Raw genomic sequence first — 25,014 nt, forward strand, 5'->3', positions numbered from 1 at the left:
GACTCGGCGAGCGCACGGTCGCCTGGCGGTGAGCGCAACTTGAACCATTCAGACGCTGCTGAACGACTCTGCCGCGCCTACGGATCAGAAGGTTTGGGGTTCGAATCCCTACGGGCGCGCCAGCCACATGTGTTCTGAACTGCGAAGACACACAGGGCGCGAGCTTCGTTGGAACTTGGGACACTGGTTGTCAAGGGCGAGATGCGCCGCCGCAAGGATCTGGGCCCGCGGTCGGCACTCAGCCTGACGCGGTGCCGGTTACGAGCTCAACGGTCAGCACGGCTTGGCCCAACGACACACCGGGGTCGCCAAACAGGGATCCGCAGACTCGACGGTCCGCGAATGTGCGTGAATGTCCGCGAATGGTCGAGCCTGTGGGTAGCCCAGCTCCTTGAGCTGGCGCTCCACGAGTCGCGACATGGCGGCGTCCTCACGCAACGCCTCGGTCTCCCTGAGGGCTTCCGCTGCCAGCTGGCGTACTTCGGGTGCCTCAGCCAGCTACCCGGCGGCACGGCTCTCGTGGGCAGCGGCCTCCCGGACGGTCGCGAACGCAGCACCGTCGGCAGCCCCGGTCTGACCCTGGCCTCGTTTCACCAACCGCTGGAACACAGCTGAGGATTCGCGACGGCATCGCCTGAGTACGACTGGCTAGTGTGTGGCGCGTGAACCTACCGACCGGTCAGTCGTGGACCGAGCCGGGCGCCTACCGCGTCGCCTCCGGGGTCCACCGCATCCCGCTGCCGTTGCCAACGGACGGCCTGCGCGCGGTGAACGTGTACCTCATCGAGTCGGATGCCGGGCTCACCTGCATCGACGGGGGCTGGGCCATTCCGGAATCCCGCAAGCGTTTCGAGCAGGCGCTGCGGTCGGTCGGCCACCATCCACGCGACATCACGTCGTTCCTGGTCACCCACGTGCACAGGGACCACTATTCGCAGGCGATCTCGCTCAGGAACGAGTTCGGTCGTGCCGTGGTCGCCCTCGGCGAGAGAGAGCGGCCGGCGCTCCAGTCAGTCCTCGACGCCGACGGCTCCACGGAGTTCGTCGACCGGCTGCGCCGTTGCGGCGCACCGGCCCTGGCACGGCAGTGGGCCGGCATCCGGATGGAAGGCGGACGCGACCCGCGCAAGTGGGATTGGCCGGACCGATGGTTCTCGGGCGACTTCACCATGGAGGTGGGTGGGCGCACGCTCCGGGCCGTGCACACGCCGGGCCACACCGAAGGCCACTATGTGTTCGCGGATCTCGAGGCAGGCCTTCTGTTCTCGGGCGACCACGTGCTCCCGACCATCACCCCTTCGGTGGGCTTCACAGCCGGCTTGACCGCTGCCGCTGAACGCCGTCCCTTGGCGGACTTCCTCGGATCGCTGGCCAAGGTCCGTCAGCTGCCCGACCTCAAGGTGCTGCCGGCCCACGGTGGTACCGAGCAACGTTCGCACGAGAGGGTCGACGAGCTCATGACCCACCACGACGTACGGTTGGGGCTCTGCCTGCAGGTGCTCGATGCCGGCCCGGCCACGGCAGCGGACGTCGCGGCCGATCTCCGGTGGACGCGCCACCAGCACCGGCTGAAGGACCTCGATCCCTTCAACGCGGGCTTGGCGGTGATGGAAACCGCCTTGCACCTGTACCTCCTCGAGGCACGTGGTCACCTTGAGCGGTCGACCCTCGACGGGGTCGAGGTCTACCGTTTGGCGACAGAAGTCGATGGGAGTGACGTCAGGGTTGAGCACGATGGCCGGGAACTCGGGTGCATCCGGTGAAGCCGGCAGGTCAGCGGGCCGGAAAGTCCGCCGTCCTGGGCATCCCCGGCACCTTCTGCTCTCCGCTTATCTTCGAACCGCTTGCGACGGCGCTGGGAACCGGCCCTGATCCGGTCGAGCTCGAGGTCGTCTCCTGGATGAGTGAGCGCGGTCCGTGGGACATCCCGAGCGTGGCCGGTGCCCTCGCCTCGAGGATCGCCGACGCCGGGGGCTCGCCGAGGCTTGTCGTCGGACATTCCACGGGAGGTGCCATCGCCCTGCAGCTCGCCCTCGAGCATCCAGGTCTGGTCAACGGTCTGGTCCTCGTCGACTCGGGCTCCCACATGAACGGGCACGGCGACGTCCGAGCCATCGTGCGGAAGATCCGCGACGGCGGCGCTGAGGAGGTCATCGAGGCAGTGCTCCGTCGGTCGTTCGCCTCGGCTCCACCTGCGGATGTCGCAGCCGCGCTGCTCTCCTACGCGCGCTCGGTGGACCCCCGTTCTGCGCTCGAGGTCCTGGAGTCCCAGCGTCTCCTGGACTTCACCGACCGGCTGGCCGAGCTCCGGTGCCCCGTGGCTGTGGTGCACGGGTCGTCGGACCCGGTGAGGACGGTGACGGAAGCCCAGCACTTCGCATCCTTGCTGCCCGGCAGTGCCCTGACACTTCTGGACTGTGGCCACTCCCCACCCTTCGAGGCACCCGAGGAACTCGCGGCGGTGATCCGGAAGATCCGACGCACGACGCTCGGACCGATCAGCTGAACGCGATGCCGCCGTTGACGTCCAGTACCACACCCGTGGCGTAGCTCGCGCCGCTTCCGAGCAGGAAGAGGATGGGGCGGGCGACTTCCTCGGGCCTCGCGTAGCGACCGATGGGAAACATGTCGACCGTGTATCCGCGGCCCTCGATCATCGGTGTGTCCACCGGTCCGGGCGCCACGCCGTTGACGCGCACGCCGTTCTTGATCTCGGTCTTGGCGACCGATCGGACCATGGCGAGGGTCGCCCCCTTGCTTGCCGCGTAGTGTGCGCCGGCCAGCACACCTCCGATACGGCCCGCCACTGAGGCGACACACACGACGCTGCCACGCGCCTCTCGCAGATGCGGCATGGCGGCCTGGACGCACCAAAGCGTGCCGGCCACGTTGACCGCCAGGACCCGCTCCACGTCATCGGACCGAAGGTCGTCGAGGGCGACGTCCCGTCCATAGACCCCGGCTGACGTCACCAAGCCCGTCAATCCGTCGGCGGCGAACCGCCCGAACACCTCTCGCACCTGCTCGCGGTCCCGGACGTCGCACTGGGCGTACGTGTAGCCGGCTCGGGCCTGCGCCGGCTCGGCTTGAACGTCCACGCCGAGGACTTCGGCACCTTGGTCAAGCAGGAGCGACACCGTCGCGGCCCCGACGCCGCTCGCGGCTCCGGTGACGATGACGCGTTGTGGTCTGTGCATGGCTCTCCTCGCAGTTCACTGCTCGCGTCGCGGACCCCTGCCGACGGCTAAGAACCACATCACGTCGGCTGGTTGTGCTGGCAATCGAATGCTGGTTAACGTGCTGTCGACCGACCAGTCGGTCGTAGTAAAGCAGTGACTGGCTTGGTCGGGGAGAGGGTGCAATTGATGGACATGTACCGACACGGAGCGGGGCGGCCCCGAAAGCGAGCATGTGGCGCCATGCGGTCCGCCGAGGGAGGATCGACGGGCTGCGGCACCTACCTGCTCGCGCAGGGCCGGCCCGCGGGCGTGGCATCGTGAGCCTGGTCGTGTCCGAGCAGCTCGGGCGGGTCCTGCACGTGCGGATGTCGTCCCCGCCTGTCAACGCCTTCAGCGACGCGTTCTTCGACTCGTTGCACGCCGCACTGCTCGAGGTGAGCCCGGATACGGGAGCGGTGGTTGTCACCAGCGCCGTCGACGGAGTCTTCGCCGCGGGAGGTGACATCCGGTTCATGGCCGCGGCGGATGCGGTCACATCTGAGCGCTACGTCCGCCGCTGCCAAGAGATCTACGGCCTGCTGGAGAGACCGGACCACTTGTCTGTCGTGGCCATCGACGGGGCCTGCCTCGGTGGTGGACTAGAGCTCGCGCTTGCCGCCGACGTTCGCATCGCGTCCCCGAGCAGTCGACTCGGCCTGCCCGAGGTCTCCCTCGGCATCCTCGCTGGAGGGGGGGCCATCCACCGGGCCGTGCGCGCACTCGGGCAGGGAGCAGCGCGTGACCTTCTCTTGACAGGTGAACCTGTCGGCGGCGAGCACGCCCATGCGTGGGGGCTGGTCACCCGACTTGCGGACGATCCCGTGGCCGAAGCACTCGCCCTCGCGGAGAAGGTGGCGGCGTATTCTCCCGAAGCCGTCGCGGCGACCAAGGCACTCGCGCTCTCCGCCAGCACCGACGAGCTCGAGGCAGGGCTGCGCGAGGAGCTTGCGCGATGGCTCGAGGTGCGCCGCGGAGCCAACGCACAAGAAGGGCTCGATGCCTTCGCGGAGAAGCGGGCCGCACGCTTCGAGGCCCGGCATGGCTGACGGATGGGACGCTCGACCGTCAGAGGTGCGGTACGGCCGGCTGTGGGGCCGGGGCTCGGTCGATCCTGGACGCTGCGTCCTCACGGTCATCGGCGACCGGACCTTCACTGCCGGCGAGCTGTGGGACGGCGTCGAGGCCCGCGCCCGCGAGCTCGTGAGCGCTGGTCTGAAACGAGGAGATCGCCTCTGCTTGCTTCAGGACAACAGCTCGGACCTGGTCCTCGACCTGCTCGCAGCGTTCCGCCTCGGCATAGTCGTCGCGCCCCTGAACACCGCCCTGCGCGGGGACTCGCTGGCGGCGATGATCCGCGAGCTCGCCCCGTGCGTCGTCCGACCTGACGCCGACCACCACGACCTCGCGCGGGCGGCTCTTGCTGGTTCGGACGGAGCCACCGTCTGGGCGGTCGGCAGCACGCCGACGCCGTCCTTCTCGCCCCGACGCGACCGTGACAGCACCGTGCGCGAGATGCACGAAAGTGACCTCGCGGTCATCCTGTCGACCTCAGGCACGACTGGACTGCCCAAGGGCGTCATGTGGCCCCATGCCATGGCCCTCGGCGTGGCCGAGCACACGACGTGGGTCATGGGCTATGACGAGCAGGACACGATCTACACGTGTCTGCCGCTGTTCCACATCAACGGGTTGTTCTGCGCCCTGTACGCCGGTCTCGTCGTAGGCGCCCACGTGGTGATCGCACGACGGTTCAGCCTTTCTTCCTTCTGGGAAGACGTGACCGGTTACGGTGCGACGGCGACCAACATGATGGGATCGATTCCTGCCCTTCTGTGGCGGCAGGAACCCACGCCGCTCGAGCGCAACCACCGACTCCGCATTGCGATGGCCCTGCCGCTCCCTGCCGATCGGAAAGCCTTCGAAGAGCGGTTCGGAGTACGGACCACGGAGGTGTATGGGTCCACCGACGCCGGCATTCCCCTCGGCATCCCCCACGGCACGCACCGCCCCGGTTCGTGCGGACGTCCGACCCCGGGATGGCAGGCAGCGGTGGTCGACCGGCACGACCACCCTGTTCCCGACGGTGTCGAGGGTGAGCTGGTGGTTCGGCCGCTCCGGGCACACCTCGGGCCCCAGGGCTACTGGAGGAGACCGGAGACGACGGTCGAGGTCACGCGGAACCAGTGGATCCACACCGGTGACGTCGTGGTCCGCGACCATGACGGCTGGTACACCTATCGCGGCCGCGACAAAGAGATGGTGCGCGTCTCGGGGGAGAACGTCGCACCCATCCAGGTCGAGACCGTTCTCCTTCGCCATCCCGACGTGGCAGAGGTCTGTGTCTACGGACTGCCCAGCGAGCTGGGAGAAGAGGTGGTGGTCGCAGCCGTCGTTCCCGCCGCTGGGGCGAACGTCGACCTCGTTGCGCTGCGTGAGCTGGCCGAGGCGGAGCTGCCGTACTTCGCGGTGCCTCGCTACCTTTGGCTGCTCGAGTCACTTCCGAAGACCGAGACCTCCAAGGTGCGCAAGTCGCTCCTCGTCGAGAAGGGACTGACCGACGAGCACTGGGACGGCGGGCCCCCGCGCCGACGTCCTGCGCGGGTGGTGCAGGGCGAATCTGGCGACTACCCTCCGCCATACCCGACCGACTAGTCGGTCGACAGGAGGGACTCTGGAGAGTATCGTCGTCGGTGAGCTGAACGAGGACCTCGCATCCCCGCGATCGCAGTCATCCCGGCCGCGAAGCTGGAGCTCGAGCGGGTCAACCTTCTAGCGACGCTACTCCGGTGATGGGATCGAGTAGCCGACAGCACGGACCGACCGACCGGTCGGATCGCTGACGTGGCGGCGACCTGGGGTACGTTGCGCGGAGGCATGTGAAAGGAGTCGAGGTGGCGGGAAGCAAGGGCGTCCAGGGCCGGCAAGCAGAGATCATGCACGCGGCTGCCCAGCTGTTCAACGATCGTGGCTTCCATGAGACGTCCATGGAGGACGTCGCCGCGGCGGTCGGCATCAAGAAGCCGTCGCTCTACCACCATGTCAAGAGCAAGGCTCAGATCGTCGGGTGGATCCACGACGAGTGCGTGCGGACCGTATTGCCGCCGCTGATGGGCTACTTGGAGGAAGACATCCCGGCGTCGGAAGTGCTGCGCCGCGTTGCCATGGACATCTTCGGTCTCCTTGACTCCCACCCGGGGTACCTGCGGGTCTACTTTGAGAACCACCGCGACCTCGACGCGCGCTCCAAGACGAGGATCACCAAGAAGCGCGACGAGTACTACGACGCCGTTCGGCGCACCCTCCAGCGCGGCAACGAGTCCGGTGAACTCGTCGTCGAGAATCCCAACCTCGCCGCGATGGCGTTCTTCGGCATGTGCAACTGGGGCTACCAGTGGTACCAGGCGGACGGCCCCGAATCGGCCGCAGAGGTCGGGGAGTACGTGTGGTCGATCTACACCGCCGGAGTGCTTGCCCCTGGAACGAGCCGACTCCTGGACGGCGCCGCTACGGCTGCTGCCGTTCAGTCCGCGTAGTCGACCTGCAGCCTCACTGACCGCCCCGCTGGCCCCGCTCGGGTGACCGGCGGGGGCGGCGTTCCGCGGCGCGCGACAGGATGCTCCCTCGGTTGCCGCCGCAAGCACCTTCACGTCTGGCCTGCGCCCTGGACCCGTCTCGATCGCCGTACCGGCACGCTCCCTCACGCGAGCTGTGACGCGCGTCTCCCGAAACGCTTGACCTGGGTCACATCATCCGGTTGAGTATCGCTACCGACCGCCCGGTCGGTCGGGGACTGTCGAAAGGTACAGGATGATGCGATCCAAAGTCTTGGCGAGCGTGACGGCGGCGTCGGCGCTCCTCCTCCTCGCTGCCTGCGGAAGCGGGGACGCTGCCGGCGACGACAGCGGCGTGTTCAAGTTCGCCGTCGTCACCGAGAAGACCGGCGCCTACGCCGACTACGGCCTTCAGCTCGAAGCCGGTGTTCAGGCGGCGGTGAAGGATCTCAACGCCTCAGGCGATTACGACATTGAGTTCGAGCCGGTGATCTACGACTGTCAGAGCGACAAGTCGATCTGCGTGCAGCACGCACGTGAGGCGGTCACTGCCGAGGGGCTGTCGGCCGTGATAGGCCCGATCGTCAGCGTCGACATCCTCCCCGCGGCCGAAGTGACCGAGCGGGCGAAGGTGCCCCACCTGGTCATGGCCGTGCTCAACCAGATCACCGACGACTACACGAACACCTTCCGCTGGAGCGTCCAGAGCGATCGAAGCAACCAGACCGTGGTCGACTACGTGGAGGCGAAGATGAAGCCGGGCGACACGGTCGCCATCGTCAACGCCACGACCGACTTCGGCATGGGCGGGGCCGCCCAGCAGACCGAGCAGCTGGCCGCCATCGGTATCGAGCCTGTCGCGTCGATCCCCCACGACCCTGACCAGGCCGACTACACGCCGATCATCACCGAGCTGAAGAAGGCGGATCCCACCTACGTCCTGCTGAGCGACTCCAACCCCGCCGACATCGCCAAGCTGCTGCGCCAAGCGAAGGAGCTCGGCCTCAAGTCCACGTGGATCGGTGCCGACGCCTCGGGTGCCATCCAGCTCGCCGGCGACGCAGCCGAGGGCTACCTGACCGTCTCGCCCTGGTTCCCGGGACCCGACACTCAGGAGCTGACCGACAAGCTCGTCGCGGAGGGCATCAAGACGCCCGGCTGGATCTCGGCGATGGCTTACGACGCAACGCTCGGCCTCGCGGAGGCCGTGGACTCGTCCGGCACGTCCCCGGAGGAGGTCACCAAGGGGCTGGAGAGCCTCAGCGACTTCGACGGACTGGCCCGCACGGGCTGGACCTTCTCCGCCGATGACCGGCGAGGACAGACTACGTCGCAGATCGCGGAGTGGACCGGCACCGAGTACAAGATCGTCTGGCCCGAGAACTGACATGTCCGACCAGATCACCGTGACCGACGACCGCAGGGCTGCTGGCGTGGGCGATGCCCTCGTGACCGCCTCCGGTGGACGCAAGGTCGCGGACCCTGGAGGCGGCCGCGCCACCGGCGCGGCCGCCCTCCTGGCCGCGGCTGCCGTGGCCGCGCTCCCGCTCGCCACCGACTACTCGACGACGTACCTGCTGGCCTACATCGTCATCATCGCGCTGCTGGGCACCTCGCTCCACCTGCTGATGGGGTTGATGGGGGTCTTCTCGCTGGGACAAGCAGCCATGTTCGGCACCGGCGCCTACGTCGCGGTCGTAGCGAGCGACGAGCTGGCCCTCGACGGCATCCTCGGCCTTCTCCTCGTCGCCTTGGTCGGTGCGGTGCTGGGCCTCGTCATGGGTGCCGTGACGTTGCGGGTGACGGACCTGTACCTGGCTCTGGCGACCCTCGCCGTCGGCTACATCTTCGAGAACGTCGTGCGGAACACCGACTGGCTCGGAGGGCCACAAGGGCGGACCGGCTTCGTCATCACCGTCGCCGGCAGGTCCCTGGACGACCCGCGGCTCCTCTTCTGGGTCGGCATTGTCGCCCTCTACCTCTTCATCGTCATCATCTGGAGCATGCGGCGCTCCAAGCTGGGCCGCGCCTTCATGGCCACTCGCGAGAGTCCCATTGCCGCGCGCAGCATCGGCATCGACACGCGGCGCTACAAGCTCCTCGGCTTCGCACTGGCCGGCGCCTTCTCCGGCATCGCCGGCGCGCTCTACGCCGCCTGGTCTCTCGTGGTGGACCCCAGTGTGTTCGGCATCGACCTCACGCTGTCGGTGCTGGCCATCGCGATCGTGGGAGGTCTTCGCTCGCTGCCGGGCATCTTGATCGTGGGCGCGGCGCTGACCTACTTCCGCAACTCGGCCGCTGACTTCGGGGCAGCGGACTACGTGCTGCTGGTCTACGGCTCGCTCATCGTCCTGAGCCTACGGTTCCTGCCGCAGGGGCTGGGCGGTCTCCTCGCGTCGACGGTCACGGCCGGAACCTCACGGATGCGCGGCAGGAGGGAAAGCTGATGGCAGCGCTGCTCGAGGCTCGTGGGGTGACTCGCCGCTGGGGCGGATTGGTCGCGGTCAACGAGGTCGACCTGGTGGTGGAGACGGGCACCCTTCACGGCCTCATCGGTCCCAACGGCGCCGGCAAGACCACGTTGGTCAACATGCTCACCGGGGTCGACCGCCTCGACGGAGGCACGGTGACATTCGCCGGGGAAGACGTCACCGGTGTACCCGCACACCGCCTCGCCGGCCGCGGTGTGGCGCGGTCCTTCCAGACCTCGCAGCTCTTCGAGGACGAGAGCGTCGTCGACAACGTGATGGCCGGGCGGCACCGCCTCATCGAGTACCGCTTTCCCCACACCTTCCTCACCACGCCGCGGACCCGACGGGTGGAGCGCGAGCACCGGCTGCACGTCATCGGGCTCCTGGAGCTGGTGGGACTCGCCGAGGACGCGAACCGTCGCGTCAGCCAGCTACCCTACGGTCGCCGCAGGCTCGTCGAGCTGGCCCGGGCCATCGCGAGCGATCCCACCCTCCTGGTCCTGGACGAGCCGGCCGCAGGGCTGCCGGGGTCGGATGTCGACGTGCTCGCCCAGGTTCTCGTGCGGCTGCGCGAGGTGGGCTTCACCGTGCTGGTGATCGAGCACAACATCGGTCTCCTCGTGAGCGTGTGCGACCGGATGACCGTGCTCAGCGAGGGCCGCGTCATCGCCGACGGCGATCCCGAGACCGTGCGGCGCTCCCCGGAGGTCATCGAGGCCTACGTCGGAAGGACTCCGGATGCTTGAGGTGACGAACGCTGAGATCGGCTACGGCCCGGTCACTGTGGTCGAGGACCTGTCGATCTCGGTCGGCGAAGGTGAGGCCGTCTTCCTGATCGGCCCCAACGGAGCCGGGAAGTCGACAACCTTGCGCGGGGTGCTCGGGCTCAACCGCCTGACTCGCGGGACGGTGTCGTGGCGGGAGAGGGACATCACCCGGCTCCCGACGAACAAGCGTGCCGCGCTGGGCATCGCGCTGGTGCCCGAGGGGCGCCACGTCTTCCCTCAACTCACGGTCGTGGAGAACCTCGAGGTCGCGGCCCGCGCCGTCGGCGCGAAGGACGTCGAGGCCCGCGTGGAGGAAGTGTGCGCGGTCTTCCCTCGCCTCGCCGAGAGGAAGGGGCAGACCGCGGGGCTGCTCTCCGGCGGCGAGCAGCAGATGCTGGCCATCGGGCGCGCACTGGCACAGCGTCCGAGGCTACTGGTCATCGACGAGCTGTCCCTGGGGCTGGCGCCGGTGGTCTACGAGCAGGTTGGAGCGGTCGTGCGTGACCTCGCCCGGGACGGCCTCGCCGTTCTGCTGGTCGAGCAGAACGCCCAGCTGGCCATGAGCATCTGCTCCCGCGGCTACTTGATGTCCCACGGCGAAGTGGTGCTGGCAGGCATGGTCGCCGACCTCGAGCGGAACAACCAGATGCGCGAGCTCTACCTCGGCGGCATCGAAAAGGCGGTGTGACATGGAGACCTTCGTGCTGCTCGTGGCCGGCGGTCTCGTGACCGGCTGCATCTACGCACTCATCGCGGCTGGCTACGCCGTGCTCTACACGGCAACGGGATTCGTGAACTTCGCGCTCGGTGCACAGGCCATGCTCGCCGGCTACATCACCTACGCCGGTTTCGAGGACGTTCCCTTCCTCTTCCGTGCGGTCGTCGCGATCGTCGCCTCGGTGGTCGTCTCCGTGCTGTCGTGGATCGTCTTCTACCGCCGGGTGTCCGAGCAGGACATGCTTGCCGCGGTCATCATGTCGTTCGGGTTCTCGATCGTGCTCGCCGAGGTCGTGCAGCTGGTGGCAGGCGGCGTACCGCTTCCGGCGCGGAGCCCCGTGGGGTCCGGCCGGCACGAGCTCGGGCCGCTGTCGATCTCCAGCCACAGCATCCTGGTGCTGGTGGTGAGCGCGCTCCTGTTCGCTCTGCTCGCGACGGTGATGTCCAGCCGGGGCGGGGCGACCGTGCGGGCGATGTTCCAGGACCGAGAGATGGCCGAGACCCTCGGAGTCGCGACCAACCGGATGACCATCGTCCTGTTCGCCGCGTCGGGCGTGTTCGCCGGCGCCGCGGGCATCCTCACCGCCCCCATCCTGTCGCTGAGCCCGCACATGGGAACCCGACTGGCGCTGATCGCGTTCGTGGGCGCCATCCTCGGCGGCCTCGGCAGCATCCGGAGCGCGATCGTCGGCGCCATCATCCTGGGGATGCTCGAAGCGTTCTTCGCCGGCTACATCTCTCCGGACTGGCGCGCCACCCTCGTCTTCGGCGTCTTCGTGGTCATCTTGGTCCTGAAGCCGGCAGGCGTCCTGGGACGCGTCGCGGCGGTGAAGGTCTGATGACGACACCTTTGCTGGCCGACCGCCTCGGGACGTTCGCGGCCGGCCTCCGGCTCAGCGAGCTCCCTGAGGACGTCGTCGAGGTGGCGCGCTGCGCGATCGTCCACAACCTGTCGGTCGCAGCCGCGGGCCGACCCGTCGTCGCGGTGCACGACGACTGGGCCCGACCCCGGGAAGTGAGACCGGGCACCGGAGCGCGCGCACTGCTGTCGGGCATCGAGCTGGCCCCGGCCGACGCTGCCTTCCACAACGGGTGCCTGCTGCACGCCCGCGCCCAGGACGACACCTACTTCCCGGGGCTCACCCACGTCGGGGCCGCGACGACGCCGGCGGTCCTCGCGCTCGCGGAGCGCCGCCGTGCCAGCCTCGGCGACGTCCTCGTCGCGCTCGTGGCGGGCTACGAGGTCGCCGGAGCCGTGGGTGTCGCCGCAGCCAAGGTCTCCACAGCCAGGGGCTTCCGCGCCAGCGGCATCTATGGCCCCTTCGGAGCGGCAGCGGGTGCGGCCAAGATGCTCGGGCTCGACGCGGCCAAGGCGACGCACGCCGTGTCGATCGCCTCCTCGTTCTCCGCCGGGACGAACCAGACCTGGGTCGGCGGCTCCTCCGAGTGGCAGCTGCAGCTAGGTAACGCATCGCGGTCCGGCCTCGAGGCGGCGACCCTCGCCTCGTTCGGTGCGACGGGCTCCGTCGACGCCTTCGAGGGCGCGGACGGCTTCTTCGCCGCGTACGTCGGTGACGCCGCCGTGGCCGACGGCATCGGCCACGACCTCGGCGAGGTTTGGCGCACCCGCGAGGTCACGTTCAAGGCACACCCGGTCTGCGCGATCCTCCAGTCTCCTGTGGACGCCGCCATCGAGCTGCGGTCAGGGGCTGACGGGAGCGAGTTGACGGCCGCGACGCTCAGGCTCAACCCTGCTGAGGCTGCCTACCCCGGAACCGACGGGATGCCTCCGTTCACCGACCCCGGGTCGGCGCTGATGAGCGCGTCGTACTGCCTCGGCGTCGCTCTGGAACATGGCCTGGTGACAGCCGATGACCTCAACCGGTCCGCAGAGGCACACCGGCGTGACCTGGCGTCCCGAGTCACCCTGGTCGCAGACGCCGATCTCGGGCCCCGCGAGTTCGTCCTCGAGGCTGAGTGGTCCAACGGGCACCGTGGCTCGGCCAGACAGCCGGGAGGTCGTCGTCCCGGTCCTTGGTCCCGTCGCGAGCTGGAGGTTCAGCTCACGGCGCTGCAGCCCGAGGTTCCCGGCATCGACCTAGCCGTCCTCCCGGACATCGTCTGGGGGGATCTTGAGGCCCCGGCGGCAGATCTCGTCAGCGCGATGGTCCTCGGTTGAGCGCCATCTGAGACCCCGACGGCTGCCTGTACCACCACGACTTCACACGACGAAGGACTTATCACGATGGATTTCGCACTGACTTCCGAACTGGCTGACTTCCAACGCCACCTGCGCAGCTGGGTCAACAGCAAGCTGCCCAAGGACAAGGCGAATGCCTGGGAGGCGAAGGAGCACCAGTACCCTCACGAGCTCTGGGACCTGATGTCCGAGCAGGGGCTGCACGCAGTCGGACTTCCCGAGGAGTACGGCGGCGCCGGGTCCGACGTCCTGTCCCAGGTCGTCATCGGCCGCGAGCTGTCGCGGACGCTCGGTGGCCTGGTGTGGACGTGGGGCCTGTCCTCCTTCTGTGCCCGCTCGATCGCCGAGTCAGGGTCGGAGGCGTTGAAAGCCGACCTGCTCCCGCGGCTCGCCGCCGGTGACATCAAGATCGCCATCGCGGTCACGGAGCCGTCCGGTGGCACCGACCTGCTCGGCGCCCTGCGCACGACCGCGACCCGCACCGACGGCGGCTGGCGGATCAGCGGCCAGAAGATCTGGTCGACCGCAGCGCACGCCTCGGACTACCTCCTGCTCCTAGCCCGCAGCGACCAGGACGTGGAGAAGAGCAGCCACGGCACCACCTTGTTCCTCGTCCCGACGTCGTCGGCCGGCCTCGACATCCGCCAGATCCCGAAGATGGGCATGAGGGCCGTCGGCTCGTGCGAGGTCTTCCTCGACGACGTCGTCGTCTCCGACGACATGGTCGTCGGTGAGGTAGGCGGCGGCTGGCGGTCCTTGCTGGCCAGCCTCAACAACGAGCGCATCATCGTCGCCTCACTGTGCCTCGGCGTGCTCGACGGTGTGCTCGAGGATGCCGTCGCCTACATGAAGGTGCGGCACGCGTTCGGGCGTCCCATCGGCCGGTTCCAGGCCCTGCAGCACTACGTCGCCGACATGACGATGTGGCAGCGACAGAGTGAGCTGGTCATCTACCACGCCGCCTGGTTGCAGCAGACGGGCCAGGAAGTGGGCACCGCGGCCACCATGGCCAAGGTCGTCGCCTCCGAGTACGCCACCCAGGCGGCCGACCTCGGCATCCAGATCTTGGGCGGAATGGGCTATGCCCAGGAGACCGACATGCAGCGCTACTGGCGTGACGTCCGGCTGTACCGAATCGGGCCGATCACGAACGAGATGGGGCGCAACCTCATCGCCGAGTCGCAAGGGCTGGGCCGGTCCTTCTGATGCCGGTGGGGCTGGGAGGTGCCAGCCGGTGAGGGCTTGGCAGTACGTCGAGCACGGACCGCCCTCGAAGGTGCTGCGGCTGGCCGACGTAGAACCACCGGTGCCGGGTCCTGGCCAGGTGCTGGTCGAGGTCGACGCTGCGGCGGTCAATTTCGCCGACGGACTCGTGGTTCGCGGGACCTACCAGTCCAGCCCGCCGCTGCCGGCGATCGCCGGCATGGAGGTCACGGGGAGGGTCGTGGCGGTCGGTGACGGCGTCGGGCTCGAGCCGGGTGTTCGCGTGTGCGGGATGACGCCGCGGCAGTCGGGTGCCTTCGCCGAGCTCGCGGTCCTCGACGCGGGGGATGCCTGGGTGTCGCCCGAGGGCTACACGGCAGCGCAGGCCGCGGGCTTCGCGACGGCCTACCAGACTGCGTGGTTCGCCGTGCACGTCCGCGGTCGCGTGGCTCCAGGAGAGGCCGTCGTCGTCCATGCGGCGGCCGGGGGTGTCGGCGTGGCCGCGGTCCAGCTGGCGGCGGCGGCCGGCGCTCGGGTCGTAGGTGTGGTCGGGAGTCCTGCGAAGGTCGAGGTGGCGATGGCCGCGGGCTGCTCGGACGTCGTCCTCCGGGCGGACGCGGACGCAGTGAATCGCATCAAGGGGGCTACGCGTGGGGGTGCCCATGTCGTAATAGACCCCGTCGGCGGTGGCTCCCACACCATCTCCGAGAGGGTCACCAGGTTCGACGGCCGCATCGTGGTGCTCGGGTTCGCCAGTGGTGTCGTGCCCCGTGTCCGCGCCGACCTGGTCATGGTGAAGAACATCTCTGTCGTCGGGCTGCACTGGGGGCTCTACCGAACCCAGGCCCCTGACGTCGTCGCTGAGCAGTACGCCCTCCTGCGGACGGAGGTCGCTCGGCGTGGCATCGTCCCCGCGGTCTCCTCCGTGATGCCGATGGAGCGCCTGCCCGATGCGCTCGAGGCTGTCGAGAGCGGGCGTTCTCACGGGCGCGTGGTCGTCGAGGTGCGGTCCCGCGAACCACGGTCCGACGGTGAGGAGGAGAAGAGGAAACGGCTCGGCCTGCCACGCGGAACCGCTGTTGACCGGCCCTATCTGTGACGCTAATCTCGGGTACCGACCGACCAGTCGGTCGGCACAAGTGAGGAGTGGGATGTCGGACTACGGAACGATCGCCGTCGAGGACCGGGACTCGACGTGGATTATCACCCTCAGACGGCCGGACAAGCTGAACGCTTTGAACCCCCAGATGCTGGCCGAGCTGCTGGACGTCCTCGGGAAGCTGCGAGCCTCGGACGCGAAGGCGATGGTGCTGACCGGCAGCGGCCGGCTGTTCTCGGCCGGAGTCGATCTCGACACGCCGTTCTTCATGGAGCACGTCGAGGATTCCTCCGTCTACTCCGGGAAGCGCCTCCTCGATGACCAGCACCGGGTGATCGAGAGCATCTACGAGCTACCCGTTCCGACACTGGCTGTTCTGAACGGCCACGCGTGCGGCGGAGGCGGGCTCGGGCTCGCCATGGCATGCGACCTCCGGTTCGCGCTGCACAGCGCACAGCTGTGGATGGTTCCTGGCGCGCTGGACGTGGTCCAGGACTTTGGTCTCTCGTGGCTGGTCCAGCGACTCGTCGGGCCTTCTCGGGCGCTGCACATGGCCATGACCGGTCATCGCGTCGGGGGTGCCGAGGCGCTGGCCTGGGGGCTGGTCAACGAGGTGCATCCTGACGCCGAGGCGCTGGGCCGGGCGGTCGACGGGTTCGTCGAGCGTGTCGCCGAGCAGGGGACCGACGCCTTGCAGATGCTGAAGACCATCGTTCGGCTCGGAGGTTCGTCCAGCCTGCGTGAGCAGCTTCAGGTGGAGGCCATCGCCAACGGTCTGGCCTTCCAGTCGGAGGAGTTCGCCGCGAAGAAGCGGGCCTACCTCGAGAAGCTCGGCGGTGCCCGGTGATGGCGGCAGTTGATGCAGCAGAGATCGTCCCTCCCCAGGTCATGCGCGCCGCCCGTCTGCACGAGTCGAGCGAGGGGCTGGAGCTTCGGGTCGACGATGACGTGCCAGTGGCTTGTCCGCAGGCTGGGCAGGTCCTGCTCAAGGTCCGCAGCTGTGGCCTCAACCAGGTCGACCTGCTCACTCGGACCGCTCAGACCCCTCAAGCTGTCCCGCTGCCCCACATCTCCGGGACCGAGGTCGCCGGTGACGTCGTGGCCGCGGGCGATGCCAACTCCGAGCAGTGGCTCGACCGACGTGTCGTAGTCGATCCGGTCCTGGCGTGCGGGCGCTGCCGCCCTTGCTTCCAGGGTCGCACGAACCAGTGCCGTCAGAGCCGCATCTTCGGGGTGCAGACTCCCGGCGGGTACGCCGAGTACGTGCTTGCGCCCACCCGCCAACTACTCGACATCCCCGAAGGCATGACCTACGAAGCCGCGGCCGCGATCGCGGTGACCGGCCCCACCACCTGGCACATGCTTCGTACTCGTGCCGGCCTCCAGGTCGGGGACGACGTGCTCGTCATCGCCGCAGGCTCCGGTATCGGGTCGTTGGCGGTGCAGGTGGCCCGCCACGCCGGCGCACGGGTCATCGCGACCGTGGGCGGTGCGGAGAAGGTGCGCCAGGCACGAGAGCTGGTTCCGGCTGACCTCGTCATCGACCACTTCGACCCTGACTGGCCCCGTCTGGTCCGCGACTTCACCGATGGCAAGGGTGCCGACCTGGTGTTCGAGCACGTGGGCGCCGCCACGTGGAAACAGAGCCTTGCCGCGATGGCCCGGGGCGGCCGTTTGGTCACCTCCGGTGGGCACTCGGGTTTCGAGGTGGACATCAACCTGTGGCACCTGTTCATCAAGGAACACACGATCATCGGGTCCTATGCGGGCACGCGGGACGACTTCCTGACGGTGCTCGACCTGGCTGGGCGCGGCATCATCGCGCCGATCGTGCAGGAGGTGTTCGCCCTCGAGCAGATCCTCGAAGCACAGCAGCTGCTGGAAAGGCGGCGCGTGTTCGGCAAGCTCTTGGTCGACCCGACGCGGAAGGCGACCCGATGAGGGGCAGCCGCATCGAGGAAGTGCACACGGCTGCGTGTGCCGCTGTGGGCACCACGACTCGCACCTCGCTGGGCGAAGTCCACCCGCGCGAGCTGGGACGCTACAGCGTCGCGGTGACGGGCAGCCTGCCAGGACACGCGGGGGACCTGGCCGAGCCTCTGTTCCTCTCCTCAGTCCTGGCGTGGGGCGACGGACCTGAGGAGCAGGACCTGCTGCCTGACGGCAACGCAGCGGACCCGTTCGCCGGGTTCGACGTCGCGGGGCTGCGCCTCATGGGCGGCGGACAACGCCTCACCTTCCACCGCGATCTCGTGCCCGGCAAGCCCATCACGGTCGACGTGACGTTGGCGTCGGTCGACCTCAAGGAGGTCGCCTCCGGCAAGCTGCTGGTCCTGGTGGTCGAGCGCTGCTACACCGACGCGGACGGTTTGCTCCTGGAGTGCAGCGAGACCTTCCTCGGAAGGGAGGCGCTGGTATGACGGCGGTGACAGTCGGCACCGCACTTCCTCCGTTGGAGGTGCGTCCGACCTCCATCTCCCTGATGCGGTTCAGCGCGGTGACCTGGAACCCGCACCGGATCCACTACGACGAGTCCTACGCCGCCACCGAGGGTTATCCAGGGGTGCTCGTCCACGGCCACCTTCACGGCGCATGGCTGTTGGCCTGCGTCAGGAGCTGGGCCTCTGGGTTGGGACGCGTGGAGGAGTTCTCGTGGCAGAACCGCCACTACGCCGTTCCCGGTGACCTCCTGACCATCACCGGTGAGGTCGTCGACGTCGATGACGACCTCGTCGTCGTCGATCTCGCGGAGACCAATGCCGAAGGCCGGCTGTGCGCGCCCGGCCGGGCCGTCGTACGACTCAACTTCCCCCAGGAGGGCGCATGACCACGACCCGGGACGCCCGGACCTCGATCGGACGGGACCTCGCTCTGGACCTCTACCAGACGATGATGACGATCCGCCGGTTCGAGACGATCGCCGGCGAGCTGTTCGCCGCAGGGCGGCTTCCGGGCTTCATCCACCTCTCCATCGGCCAGGAAGCGGTGGCCGCAGGGGTGTGCGCAGCACTCGAGGACACCGACTACATCACCACCACGCACCGCGGCCACGGCCACTGCATCGCCAAAGGCGGCCGAGTCACCGAGATGATGGGAGAGCTTTACGGCCGGGAGGGCGGCTACGCGCTCGGCCGATCCGGGTCCATGCACATCGCCGACAACGCGGTAGGCATCCTCGGGGCGAACGCCATCGTGGGCGGGGGCATCCCCATGGCAGTCGGCGGCGCCCTGGCCGCACAGCTCGCCGGGCACCGCCAGGTGTCGGTGAGCTTTTTCGGTGACGGCGCCGTCGCGGAAGGAGTCGCGCACGAGTGCCTCAACCTCGCCACGCTCTGGAAGCTGCCCATCGTGTTCGTCTGCGAGCACAACGGCTACGCGGAGATGACGCCGGTGAGCACCCACCTCGCCAACCCGGACGTCACCCAGCTGGCCGCGGCCTACGGCATGAACGCCACTGCCGTCGACGGAAACGACGTGGCCGCCGTCCTGGCCGTCAGTCGAGAGGCAGTGGCGCGGGCGCGGAACGGTGGTGGACCGAGCTTCGTACAAGCGCGGACCGACCGCTGGAGGGGCCACTTCGAGGGCGACCCTCAGCGTTACCGGCCCCGCGAGGAAGTCCAAGCCATGACCGACCGCGACCCGATCGCCGCGTGGCGGTCCGTGCTGGGCGCCGAGCACGGCGTCTCCGACGACGAGCTCGACAGCATGGACGACCGCATCACCGCCGAGCTCACCTCGGCTGTCGAAAAGGCAGAAGCCATGCCGTTAAGCGACCCGGCAGGACTGACCCGATTCGTGTACCCGGAGGCGTCCCGATGACGGTGACGAAGTACTGGCAGGCAATCAATCAGGCACTGCACGAGGAGATGGCACGCGACGACTCCGTCATCGTCATCGGCGAGGACGTCGCCGCGCCCGGCGGCCCGTTCGCGGCCACCAAGGGGCTGCTGGAGTCCTTCGGGCCCGACCGTGTCCGGGACACACCCATCAGCGAGGCCGCCATCGTCGGTGCCGCCCTGGGGGCGGCCATGGCCGGCTACCGGCCCGTGGTCGAGGTGATGTTCCTGGACTTCGTGACCGTGGCCATGGACCAGGTCGTCAACCAGGCCGCCAAGGTCTCCTACATGTCGGCCGGCAACTTCTCCGCGCCCATGGTGATCCGCTCGATCTGCGCGAGCGGCCGCCGGACCGGTCCCCAGCACGCTCAGAACCTCGAGGCGTGGCTCGCCCATGTTCCAGGGCTCAAGGTGGTGTGGGGCTCCACACCAGCCGACGCCAAGGCGCTGCTCAAGGCAGCCATCCGCGACGACGGGCCGGTCTACGTCATCGAGAGCCTGGCCGAGTGGTCGACACGTGCTGAGGTGGCCGAGGGGGAAGAGATCGTGCCGATCGGCTCCGCCGCCGTACGCCACGAGGGCGAGGACCTCACCGTGGTCACGTGGGGAGGCGCCGCGCCGCGTGTGGCCACGGCCGTCGACCTCGTCCACGACGTCTCCGTGGAGGTCATCGACCTGAGGACGATCTCGCCCTGGGACCGCGAGACGGTCCTTGGGTCCGTCCGGAAGACGGGACGGCTGCTGGTCGTCCACGACGCCGTCGTCGAGTTCGGTGTCGGCGCCGAGATCGCGGCCACGGTAGCCACCGAGTGCTTCGACCAGCTCCGCGCGCCGGTACGGCGTCTGGGGGCGCCGTACGCTCCCGCGCCGTTCGCGCCCCAGCTCGAGGAGGCCTACCTACCGCATCCCGAGGCCATCACCCGCGAGATCACCCGCACCGTTCAGACAGTGAGGAACGCATCATGACCGACATCGTCGTCCCACAGTGGGGCCTGACCACCGATGAAGCCACCTTGAACACGTGGCTGAAGGCCGTGGGCGATCGCGTCGAGATCGGTGAGCCTATCGCCGAGCTCGAGACCGACAAGACCAACGCCGACCTCGACTCACCCTTCGCGGGCACCATCACCGAGCTCCTCGTCGAGGAAGGCGCAGACGTCGTCCCTGGCCAGGTCGTGGCGAGGCTCAGCGATGAGTGAAGTGGAGGTGCAGGAGATCCCCTACGATCGCTTCCGGCGCACCACGGCCAAGCGGATGGCCCACTCCATCACCACCAAGCCTCAGCTGACGCTGCACCGGCACGCCGAACTGACGGCTCTCGAGGCAGCGCTGCGCCAGGCGAAGGCGGCTCAGCCGGACGTACCAGTCGGGTTCACGGCCGCACTGCTGGTATCGATCGCCCGCAGCCTGACCGGCAGCCGTCTCAACGGCACCGTCGACGAGCAGGTGATCTCGCTGCACCGCGACGTCCACCTCGGCGTCGCCGTCGACGTGGACGGCGCCCTGCTCGTGCCTGTCCTGCGCAATGCGAACAAGATCTCGGTCGCGCAGCTCGAGGCCGAGCTCAAGCGACTTGCGCACAAGGCGCGCACGACGGGGCTTCGCCCCGACGACGTGGCGGGTGCGACGTTCACGGTCAGCAGCCTCGGGCCCCTGGGCGTCGAGCTGTTCACGCCCATCATCAATCCGCCGCAGCTCGCGATCCTCGGTTTGGGCGCTGTTCGCGACGAGCTGACCCTGGTCGACGGTGAGCCCGTCGCCGTACGTCGCCTCGGCCTGAGCCTCACGTTCGACCACGCCGCGACCGACGGCGCTGAAGCAGCGCGCGTCCTCGGCAGGGTGTGCGAGAGCATCGAGTCGCCAGGCGCCCTCGACCGGGTCGCCGGGACGTCGCCCGCTCGCGCTCGCGACGTCGCAGCCACCACCTGACAGGAGGCAGACGCACATGGACATCGTCGGGGACCGCACGCTGCGTGACCTGCTCGACGAGCAGGTCGACCGTCACCCGGACAAGACCTTCATCATCGTGGAGGACAAGGACGGGCTCGTCACCGAGACGACGTACCTCGAGATGCAGACGCGCGTCGATCGTGTGGCCGCCGGACTGGGCGAGATGGGTGTCGCGCAAGGGGACCGAGTCGCTGTCCATCTGACGAACTCGCGCGAGATCCTCGACATCTGGTTCGCCCTGGCCACGCTCGGAGCGGTCATGGTGCCCTCGAACGTCGCCAACACCGCCAGTGAGCTGGAGTACCTCCTGTCCTACTCGGGTTCGATCGCCGTCGTGACGCAACCCTCCCTCTGGGAGACGGTCGCCGACGCGGCGGACGGCGTTCCCGAGGTCCAGCACCGCATCCTCGCCCGGACGACGGAAGCTGCGCCCGGCACCGTCCTCCTGGAGGACCTGGCCGCGTCCAGCGCGCCGACGCCACGGCCGGAGGTCGGCAGCGAGGACGTCGTCCAGATGCTCTTCACCTCGGGCACGACGGCACGGCCGAAGGGGGTCCTCCTCACCCACGCCAACGCGCTGCATGGCGGCGAGAGGGAATCGCGCGGACTCCTGCTTGACGAGAACGACCGCTGCATGACGTCCCTTCCGCTCTTCCACGTCAACGCTCAGTGCATCACCGTCCTGTCTGCCCTGACCGTCGGTGGCACATGCATCGTGCTGGAGGAGTTTCGGGCAACGAAGTACTGGGACCAGCTGCGGCGACACGGCGCAACACAGACGAGCCTGGTCGCGATGCAGGTGCGTACCCTGCTTGCGCAGCCGGAGCGCGAGACCGACCGCGACCACGCACTTCGGCGGACGTTCTATGCGCTGAACATCTCCGACGAGGAGAAGGACGCCTTCCAGAACCGCTACGGCGTCGAGCTCATCAACGCTTACGGCCTGTCGGAGGCAATGACCCTCGTGACCCTTGCTCCCGTCTTCGGGCCGAAGCACTGGCCATCGATCGGCAAGCCGCTACTGGGGAGGACCGTGCGTCTCGTCGACCCGGAAGGCAACGACGTCCCGATGGGCTCGGTCGGCGAGATCATCGTTCAGGGGGTGCCCGGCAGGACCCTGATGAAGGGCTACTACAAGAACGCGGAGGCGACGGCACGGGCGCTTCGCGACGGCTGGCTGTGGACGGGCGACAACGCCTACGCCGACTCGGACGGCTTCCTGTTCTGGTTCGACCGCAGGACCGACATGATCAAGCGCGCCGGCGAGAACATCTCCACCCTGGAGGTGGAGTCCGTCCTCAGCGAGCACCCCGCGGTCGCGGAGGTTGCCGTCATCGGGGTGCCCGATCCCTTGCGCGACGAGGCTGTGAAGGCCGTGATCGTCCTGGAGCCGGGGGAGACCCTGACCACCGAGCAGGTGCAGGAGTTCTGCGAAGGCCGACTGGCGAAGTTCAAGATCCCGACGATCGTCGACATCCGCGACTCGCTGCCGAGGACGTCGATCGGCAAGATCTCCAAGGGGGCGCTTCGCAAGGAAGCGGCGGCTTCGTCATGACGAGCGTCGCAGCCGAGGGACGCAAGCTCCTCCGCCTCGAGGCCCGCAACGCCCGCACGCCGATCGAGCGCAAGCCGGAGTGGATCAAGACCCGGGTGCGCACGGGTCCGCAGTTCAGCGGGCTGATGAGCCTCGTGCAGGGAGAGGGGCTGCACACCGTGTGCCAGGAAGCGGGCTGTCCCAACATCTTCGAGTGTTGGGAGGACCGTGAGGCGTCGTTCCTCATCGGCGGCGACCAGTGCACCCGCCGCTGCGACTTCTGCCAGATCGACACGGGGAGGCCCCAGCCGCTCGACCGCGACGAGCCGCGTCGTGTCGCGGAGTCGGTTCAGAGAATGCAGCTCAAGTACGCCACCATCACGGGTGTCGCACGCGACGACCTTCCCGACGGTGGGGCGTGGCTGTACGCCGAGACGGTGCGTGCGATCCGCGAGCTCAATCCCGGCACGGGCGTGGAGAACCTCATCCCCGACTTCAACGGTGAGCCCGACCTTTTGCACGAGGTTTTCGACAGTCGTCCCGCGGTACTCGCCCACAACCTCGAGACCGTGCCGCGGATCTTCAAGCGGATCCGTCCGGCCTTCCGGTACGACCGCTCGCTCGGCGTGCTGGCCGAGGCCCGCGCCTTCGGCCTGGTCACCAAGTCGAACCTCATCCTCGGCATGGGGGAGACGCGGGAGGAGATCAGTCAGGCGCTGCGCGACTTGCACGACGCCGGCTGCGAGCTGGTCACCATCACTCAGTACCTCCGCCCGAGCCTGCGCCATCACCCCGTCGAACGGTGGGTCAAGCCGGGGGAGTTCGTCGAGCTGGCGGCCGAGGCGGAGGAGATGGGCTTCGCCGGCGTCCTCTCCGGTCCCCTGGTCCGCTCCTCGTACCGGGCTGGCCGGCTGTACCAGAGCGCCCGCGAGCGGCGAGCGACGATGGCGGTCTAGAACGATGGACTATTCCTATCCCCTGCTGTGTGCCAGCGAGCGCTATCCCCATGACATCGCCCTGATCGGCCGCGACGAGGTGGTCACCTACGCCGAGCTCGAGCAGCGCATCAGCCGGGTCGCCGGGGGCTTGGCGGCCCTCGGGCTCGCCGGCCGCACCGTGGGCCTCCTCATGGACAACCGACCCGAGGCGGTGGAGGCGTTGATGGCGCTGTCCCGCGCCGGCAGCGTCGCCGTACCACTCAATCCTCGGCTTACGAGCGCCGAGCTCGAGTACATCGCTGAGGACTGCGATCTCGAAGCAGTCATCGCCGCCGACGACTACCTGCACGTGGCACAGGGCTTCGCCAGGGTGCGGACCGTGGTGTCGCTGCGTGCAGACGCCGGAACCGATCACTCAATGGCAGCACTGCGAACCGCCGATCCCGTGAGCGTGGACAACAGCTCGTCGGCCGGGGACGACGCGCCTGCGACGATCACGTACACCTCTGGCACGACGGGTCGACCCAAGGGCGTCATCCGGTCCCATCGGGCCAACGTGTGGAACGTGGTCAACTCCGCACTCGGCTCTCCGCGGCGCCGAGGCGAGGAGGAGCTGTTCAACCTGCCGGTGTTCGGCATCGGCTTCCTCCACTTCCTGCTGCCGGCCCTACTCGGAGGCACGGCAGTGGTGCTCGACGGTGCCTTCGCCGCGGACCGGGTCTGGAGGCTGCTCCACGACCGAGCGGTGACCCGGACGTTCCTGGCGCCCACGATGATCGCCCGGATGCTGGCTCAGGAGGGGCACGAGAAGTTCGACTGCTCGAGTCTGCACACCATCCAAACGGCGTACGCGATGACCCCGGAGGCTCGGCTCGCCGCTGTGGAGCGCTTCGGGGACGTGTTCGAGTACATGTATGGCCTGACCGAGGCGCAGCTCACGTGCGCGTCGCCTGACACCTTCGTCCGTGAGCAGGGGAACGTGGGTCGCACGATGGGGGTCTCCCGCATCGCCGTGCTCGGGCCCGACGGTACGCGGCTGGGGGCGGATGAGGTCGGCCAGATCGCGTTCTCGGGGCCGTCCGTGATGAGCGGGTACCACGGGCTCCCGGAGGAAACGGCGGCGGTTCTCGCGGACGGGTGGGTGCTCACCGGAGACCTTGGTCGCCTCTCAGCCGACGGAGAGCTGCACTACCAAGGGCGCAGCAAGGAGATGATCAAGACGGGCGGTTTCAGCGTCGACCCCACCGAGGTCGAGAACACGCTGAGCGCCATCTGCGGCGTGGCGGCCGCGGCGGTCGTCGGAGTTCCCGACGACCACTGGGGCGAGGCGGTGGTGGCGTTCCTGGTCGGGGACGGCGCTTCGGTGGACGTGCAGGCAGTGCTTGCTCGCTGCAGGGAGCAGCTCGCGGGGTTCAAGACCCCCAAGGCGGCGTTCGTCGTGAGTGCCCTCCCCGAGAATGCCACCGGCAAGATAGACCGGGCTCGACTCCGCGCACTGGCCGTCGAGCGCTACCGATGAGCCGCCGTGCA

General features: G+C 68.4%; 25 protein-coding genes. 24 read left to right on the plus strand and 1 reads right to left on the minus strand.

All coding sequences use genetic code 11. The features are described 5' to 3' along the window. Positions 1-662: 662 nt before the first annotated feature. Positions 663-1,763, plus strand: a complete 1,101-nt coding sequence (locus tag FIP57_RS10600; RefSeq protein ID WP_238993397.1) for an MBL fold metallo-hydrolase — start codon at positions 663-665, stop codon at positions 1,761-1,763. Further along, positions 1,760-2,506: an alpha/beta fold hydrolase gene (locus tag FIP57_RS10605; protein WP_148573469.1), complete on the plus strand. Its 747-nt coding sequence runs from the start codon at positions 1,760-1,762 to the stop codon at positions 2,504-2,506. The genes FIP57_RS10600 and FIP57_RS10605 overlap by 4 nt, the downstream gene beginning before the upstream one ends. Here the strand turns inward: FIP57_RS10605 and FIP57_RS10610 are convergent. Continuing rightward, positions 2,499-3,197 (minus strand): SDR family NAD(P)-dependent oxidoreductase, encoded by a 699-nt coding sequence (locus FIP57_RS10610; RefSeq protein ID WP_148573470.1) that lies wholly within the window; start codon positions 3,195-3,197, stop codon positions 2,499-2,501. The two genes, FIP57_RS10605 and FIP57_RS10610, sit on opposite strands and share 8 nt — an antisense overlap. Before the next feature lie 311 nt (positions 3,198-3,508). On the opposite strand from FIP57_RS10610, the gene FIP57_RS10615 reads away from it, so the two are divergent. From FIP57_RS10615 to FIP57_RS10720, 22 genes are all read left to right on the plus strand, one after another. Next, positions 3,509-4,264, plus strand: a complete 756-nt coding sequence (locus FIP57_RS10615) for an enoyl-CoA hydratase/isomerase family protein (protein ID WP_275266162.1) — start codon at positions 3,509-3,511, stop codon at positions 4,262-4,264. Then, complete coding sequence (locus tag FIP57_RS10620; protein WP_162529757.1) at positions 4,257-5,870, plus strand: AMP-binding protein; 1,614 nt, start codon at positions 4,257-4,259, stop codon at positions 5,868-5,870. The genes FIP57_RS10615 and FIP57_RS10620 overlap by 8 nt, the downstream gene beginning before the upstream one ends. Positions 5,871-6,109: 239 nt before the next feature. Continuing rightward, complete coding sequence (locus FIP57_RS10625) at positions 6,110-6,751, plus strand: TetR/AcrR family transcriptional regulator (protein ID WP_203231166.1); 642 nt, start codon at positions 6,110-6,112, stop codon at positions 6,749-6,751. A 301-nt stretch (positions 6,752-7,052) separates the two neighbouring features. After that, positions 7,053-8,156, plus strand: coding sequence for an ABC transporter substrate-binding protein (locus FIP57_RS10630; protein ID WP_162529758.1), 1,104 nt, complete (start codon positions 7,053-7,055; stop codon positions 8,154-8,156). Between the two features lies 1 nt (position 8,157). Further along, positions 8,158-9,216, plus strand: a complete 1,059-nt coding sequence (locus FIP57_RS10635) for a branched-chain amino acid ABC transporter permease (protein WP_162529759.1) — start codon at positions 8,158-8,160, stop codon at positions 9,214-9,216. Continuing rightward, a complete protein-coding gene (locus FIP57_RS10640) occupies positions 9,216-9,986 on the plus strand; it encodes an ABC transporter ATP-binding protein (protein ID WP_148573475.1) in 771 nt (256 codons plus the stop codon). Before FIP57_RS10635 ends, FIP57_RS10640 begins: the two co-directional genes overlap by 1 nt. Further along, complete coding sequence (locus FIP57_RS10645) at positions 9,979-10,695, plus strand: ABC transporter ATP-binding protein (RefSeq protein WP_148573476.1); 717 nt, start codon at positions 9,979-9,981, stop codon at positions 10,693-10,695. Before FIP57_RS10640 ends, FIP57_RS10645 begins: the two co-directional genes overlap by 8 nt. 1 nt (position 10,696) lies before the next feature. Beyond that, positions 10,697-11,563: a branched-chain amino acid ABC transporter permease gene (locus FIP57_RS10650; RefSeq protein ID WP_148573477.1), complete on the plus strand. Its 867-nt coding sequence runs from the start codon at positions 10,697-10,699 to the stop codon at positions 11,561-11,563. Beyond that, on the plus strand, positions 11,563-12,903 hold the full coding sequence (locus tag FIP57_RS10655; RefSeq protein WP_148573478.1) for an MmgE/PrpD family protein: 1,341 nt from the start codon (positions 11,563-11,565) through the stop codon (positions 12,901-12,903). The genes FIP57_RS10650 and FIP57_RS10655 overlap by 1 nt, the downstream gene beginning before the upstream one ends. 66 nt (positions 12,904-12,969) lie before the next feature. Next, the gene (locus FIP57_RS10660; RefSeq protein WP_148573479.1) at positions 12,970-14,130 is read left to right on the plus strand and encodes an acyl-CoA dehydrogenase family protein; all 1,161 of its coding nucleotides are present in this window, start codon (positions 12,970-12,972) and stop codon (positions 14,128-14,130) included. A gap of 28 nt (positions 14,131-14,158) precedes the next feature. Next, positions 14,159-15,226, plus strand: a complete 1,068-nt coding sequence (locus FIP57_RS10665; RefSeq protein ID WP_148573480.1) for a zinc-binding dehydrogenase — start codon at positions 14,159-14,161, stop codon at positions 15,224-15,226. After that, complete coding sequence (locus tag FIP57_RS10670; protein ID WP_162529760.1) at positions 15,207-16,073, plus strand: enoyl-CoA hydratase/isomerase family protein; 867 nt, start codon at positions 15,207-15,209, stop codon at positions 16,071-16,073. Before FIP57_RS10665 ends, FIP57_RS10670 begins: the two co-directional genes overlap by 20 nt. After that, entirely contained in the window at positions 16,073-17,167 is a 1,095-nt protein-coding gene (locus FIP57_RS10675) for a zinc-binding dehydrogenase (RefSeq protein ID WP_203231167.1), read from the plus strand. The genes FIP57_RS10670 and FIP57_RS10675 overlap by 1 nt, the downstream gene beginning before the upstream one ends. Continuing rightward, positions 17,164-17,646 carry an FAS1-like dehydratase domain-containing protein gene (locus FIP57_RS10680; protein ID WP_148573482.1) on the plus strand — a complete coding sequence of 161 codons (483 nt, stop codon included), beginning with the start codon at positions 17,164-17,166 and terminating at the stop codon, positions 17,644-17,646. The genes FIP57_RS10675 and FIP57_RS10680 overlap by 4 nt, the downstream gene beginning before the upstream one ends. Continuing rightward, the gene (locus FIP57_RS10685) at positions 17,643-18,053 is read left to right on the plus strand and encodes a hotdog family protein (RefSeq protein WP_148573483.1); all 411 of its coding nucleotides are present in this window, start codon (positions 17,643-17,645) and stop codon (positions 18,051-18,053) included. The genes FIP57_RS10680 and FIP57_RS10685 overlap by 4 nt, the downstream gene beginning before the upstream one ends. A gap of 65 nt (positions 18,054-18,118) precedes the next feature. Beyond that, positions 18,119-19,045 (plus strand): thiamine pyrophosphate-dependent dehydrogenase E1 component subunit alpha, encoded by a 927-nt coding sequence (locus tag FIP57_RS10690; RefSeq protein ID WP_203231168.1) that lies wholly within the window; start codon positions 18,119-18,121, stop codon positions 19,043-19,045. Continuing rightward, on the plus strand, positions 19,042-20,028 hold the full coding sequence (locus FIP57_RS10695; RefSeq protein ID WP_148573485.1) for an alpha-ketoacid dehydrogenase subunit beta: 987 nt from the start codon (positions 19,042-19,044) through the stop codon (positions 20,026-20,028). Before FIP57_RS10690 ends, FIP57_RS10695 begins: the two co-directional genes overlap by 4 nt. Further along, on the plus strand, positions 20,025-20,261 hold the full coding sequence (locus FIP57_RS10700; RefSeq protein ID WP_148573486.1) for a lipoyl domain-containing protein: 237 nt from the start codon (positions 20,025-20,027) through the stop codon (positions 20,259-20,261). Before FIP57_RS10695 ends, FIP57_RS10700 begins: the two co-directional genes overlap by 4 nt. A 1-nt stretch (position 20,262) precedes the next feature. Then, the gene (locus FIP57_RS10705) at positions 20,263-20,991 is read left to right on the plus strand and encodes a 2-oxo acid dehydrogenase subunit E2 (RefSeq protein ID WP_162529761.1); all 729 of its coding nucleotides are present in this window, start codon (positions 20,263-20,265) and stop codon (positions 20,989-20,991) included. Between the two features lie 16 nt (positions 20,992-21,007). Continuing rightward, entirely contained in the window at positions 21,008-22,567 is a 1,560-nt protein-coding gene (locus FIP57_RS10710; RefSeq protein ID WP_148573488.1) for an AMP-binding protein, read from the plus strand. Beyond that, positions 22,564-23,502 carry a lipoyl synthase gene (gene lipA, locus FIP57_RS10715; protein ID WP_148573489.1) on the plus strand — a complete coding sequence of 313 codons (939 nt, stop codon included), beginning with the start codon at positions 22,564-22,566 and terminating at the stop codon, positions 23,500-23,502. The genes FIP57_RS10710 and lipA overlap by 4 nt, the downstream gene beginning before the upstream one ends. Before the next feature lie 4 nt (positions 23,503-23,506). Then, entirely contained in the window at positions 23,507-25,003 is a 1,497-nt protein-coding gene (locus FIP57_RS10720; protein WP_148573490.1) for a class I adenylate-forming enzyme family protein, read from the plus strand. Positions 25,004-25,014: the final 11 nt, after the last annotated feature.

The organism is Nocardioides caldifontis, from assembly GCF_008087345.1.
In the GTDB taxonomy this organism is placed as follows: Bacteria; Actinomycetota; Actinomycetes; order Propionibacteriales; family Nocardioidaceae; genus Marmoricola_A; species Marmoricola_A caldifontis.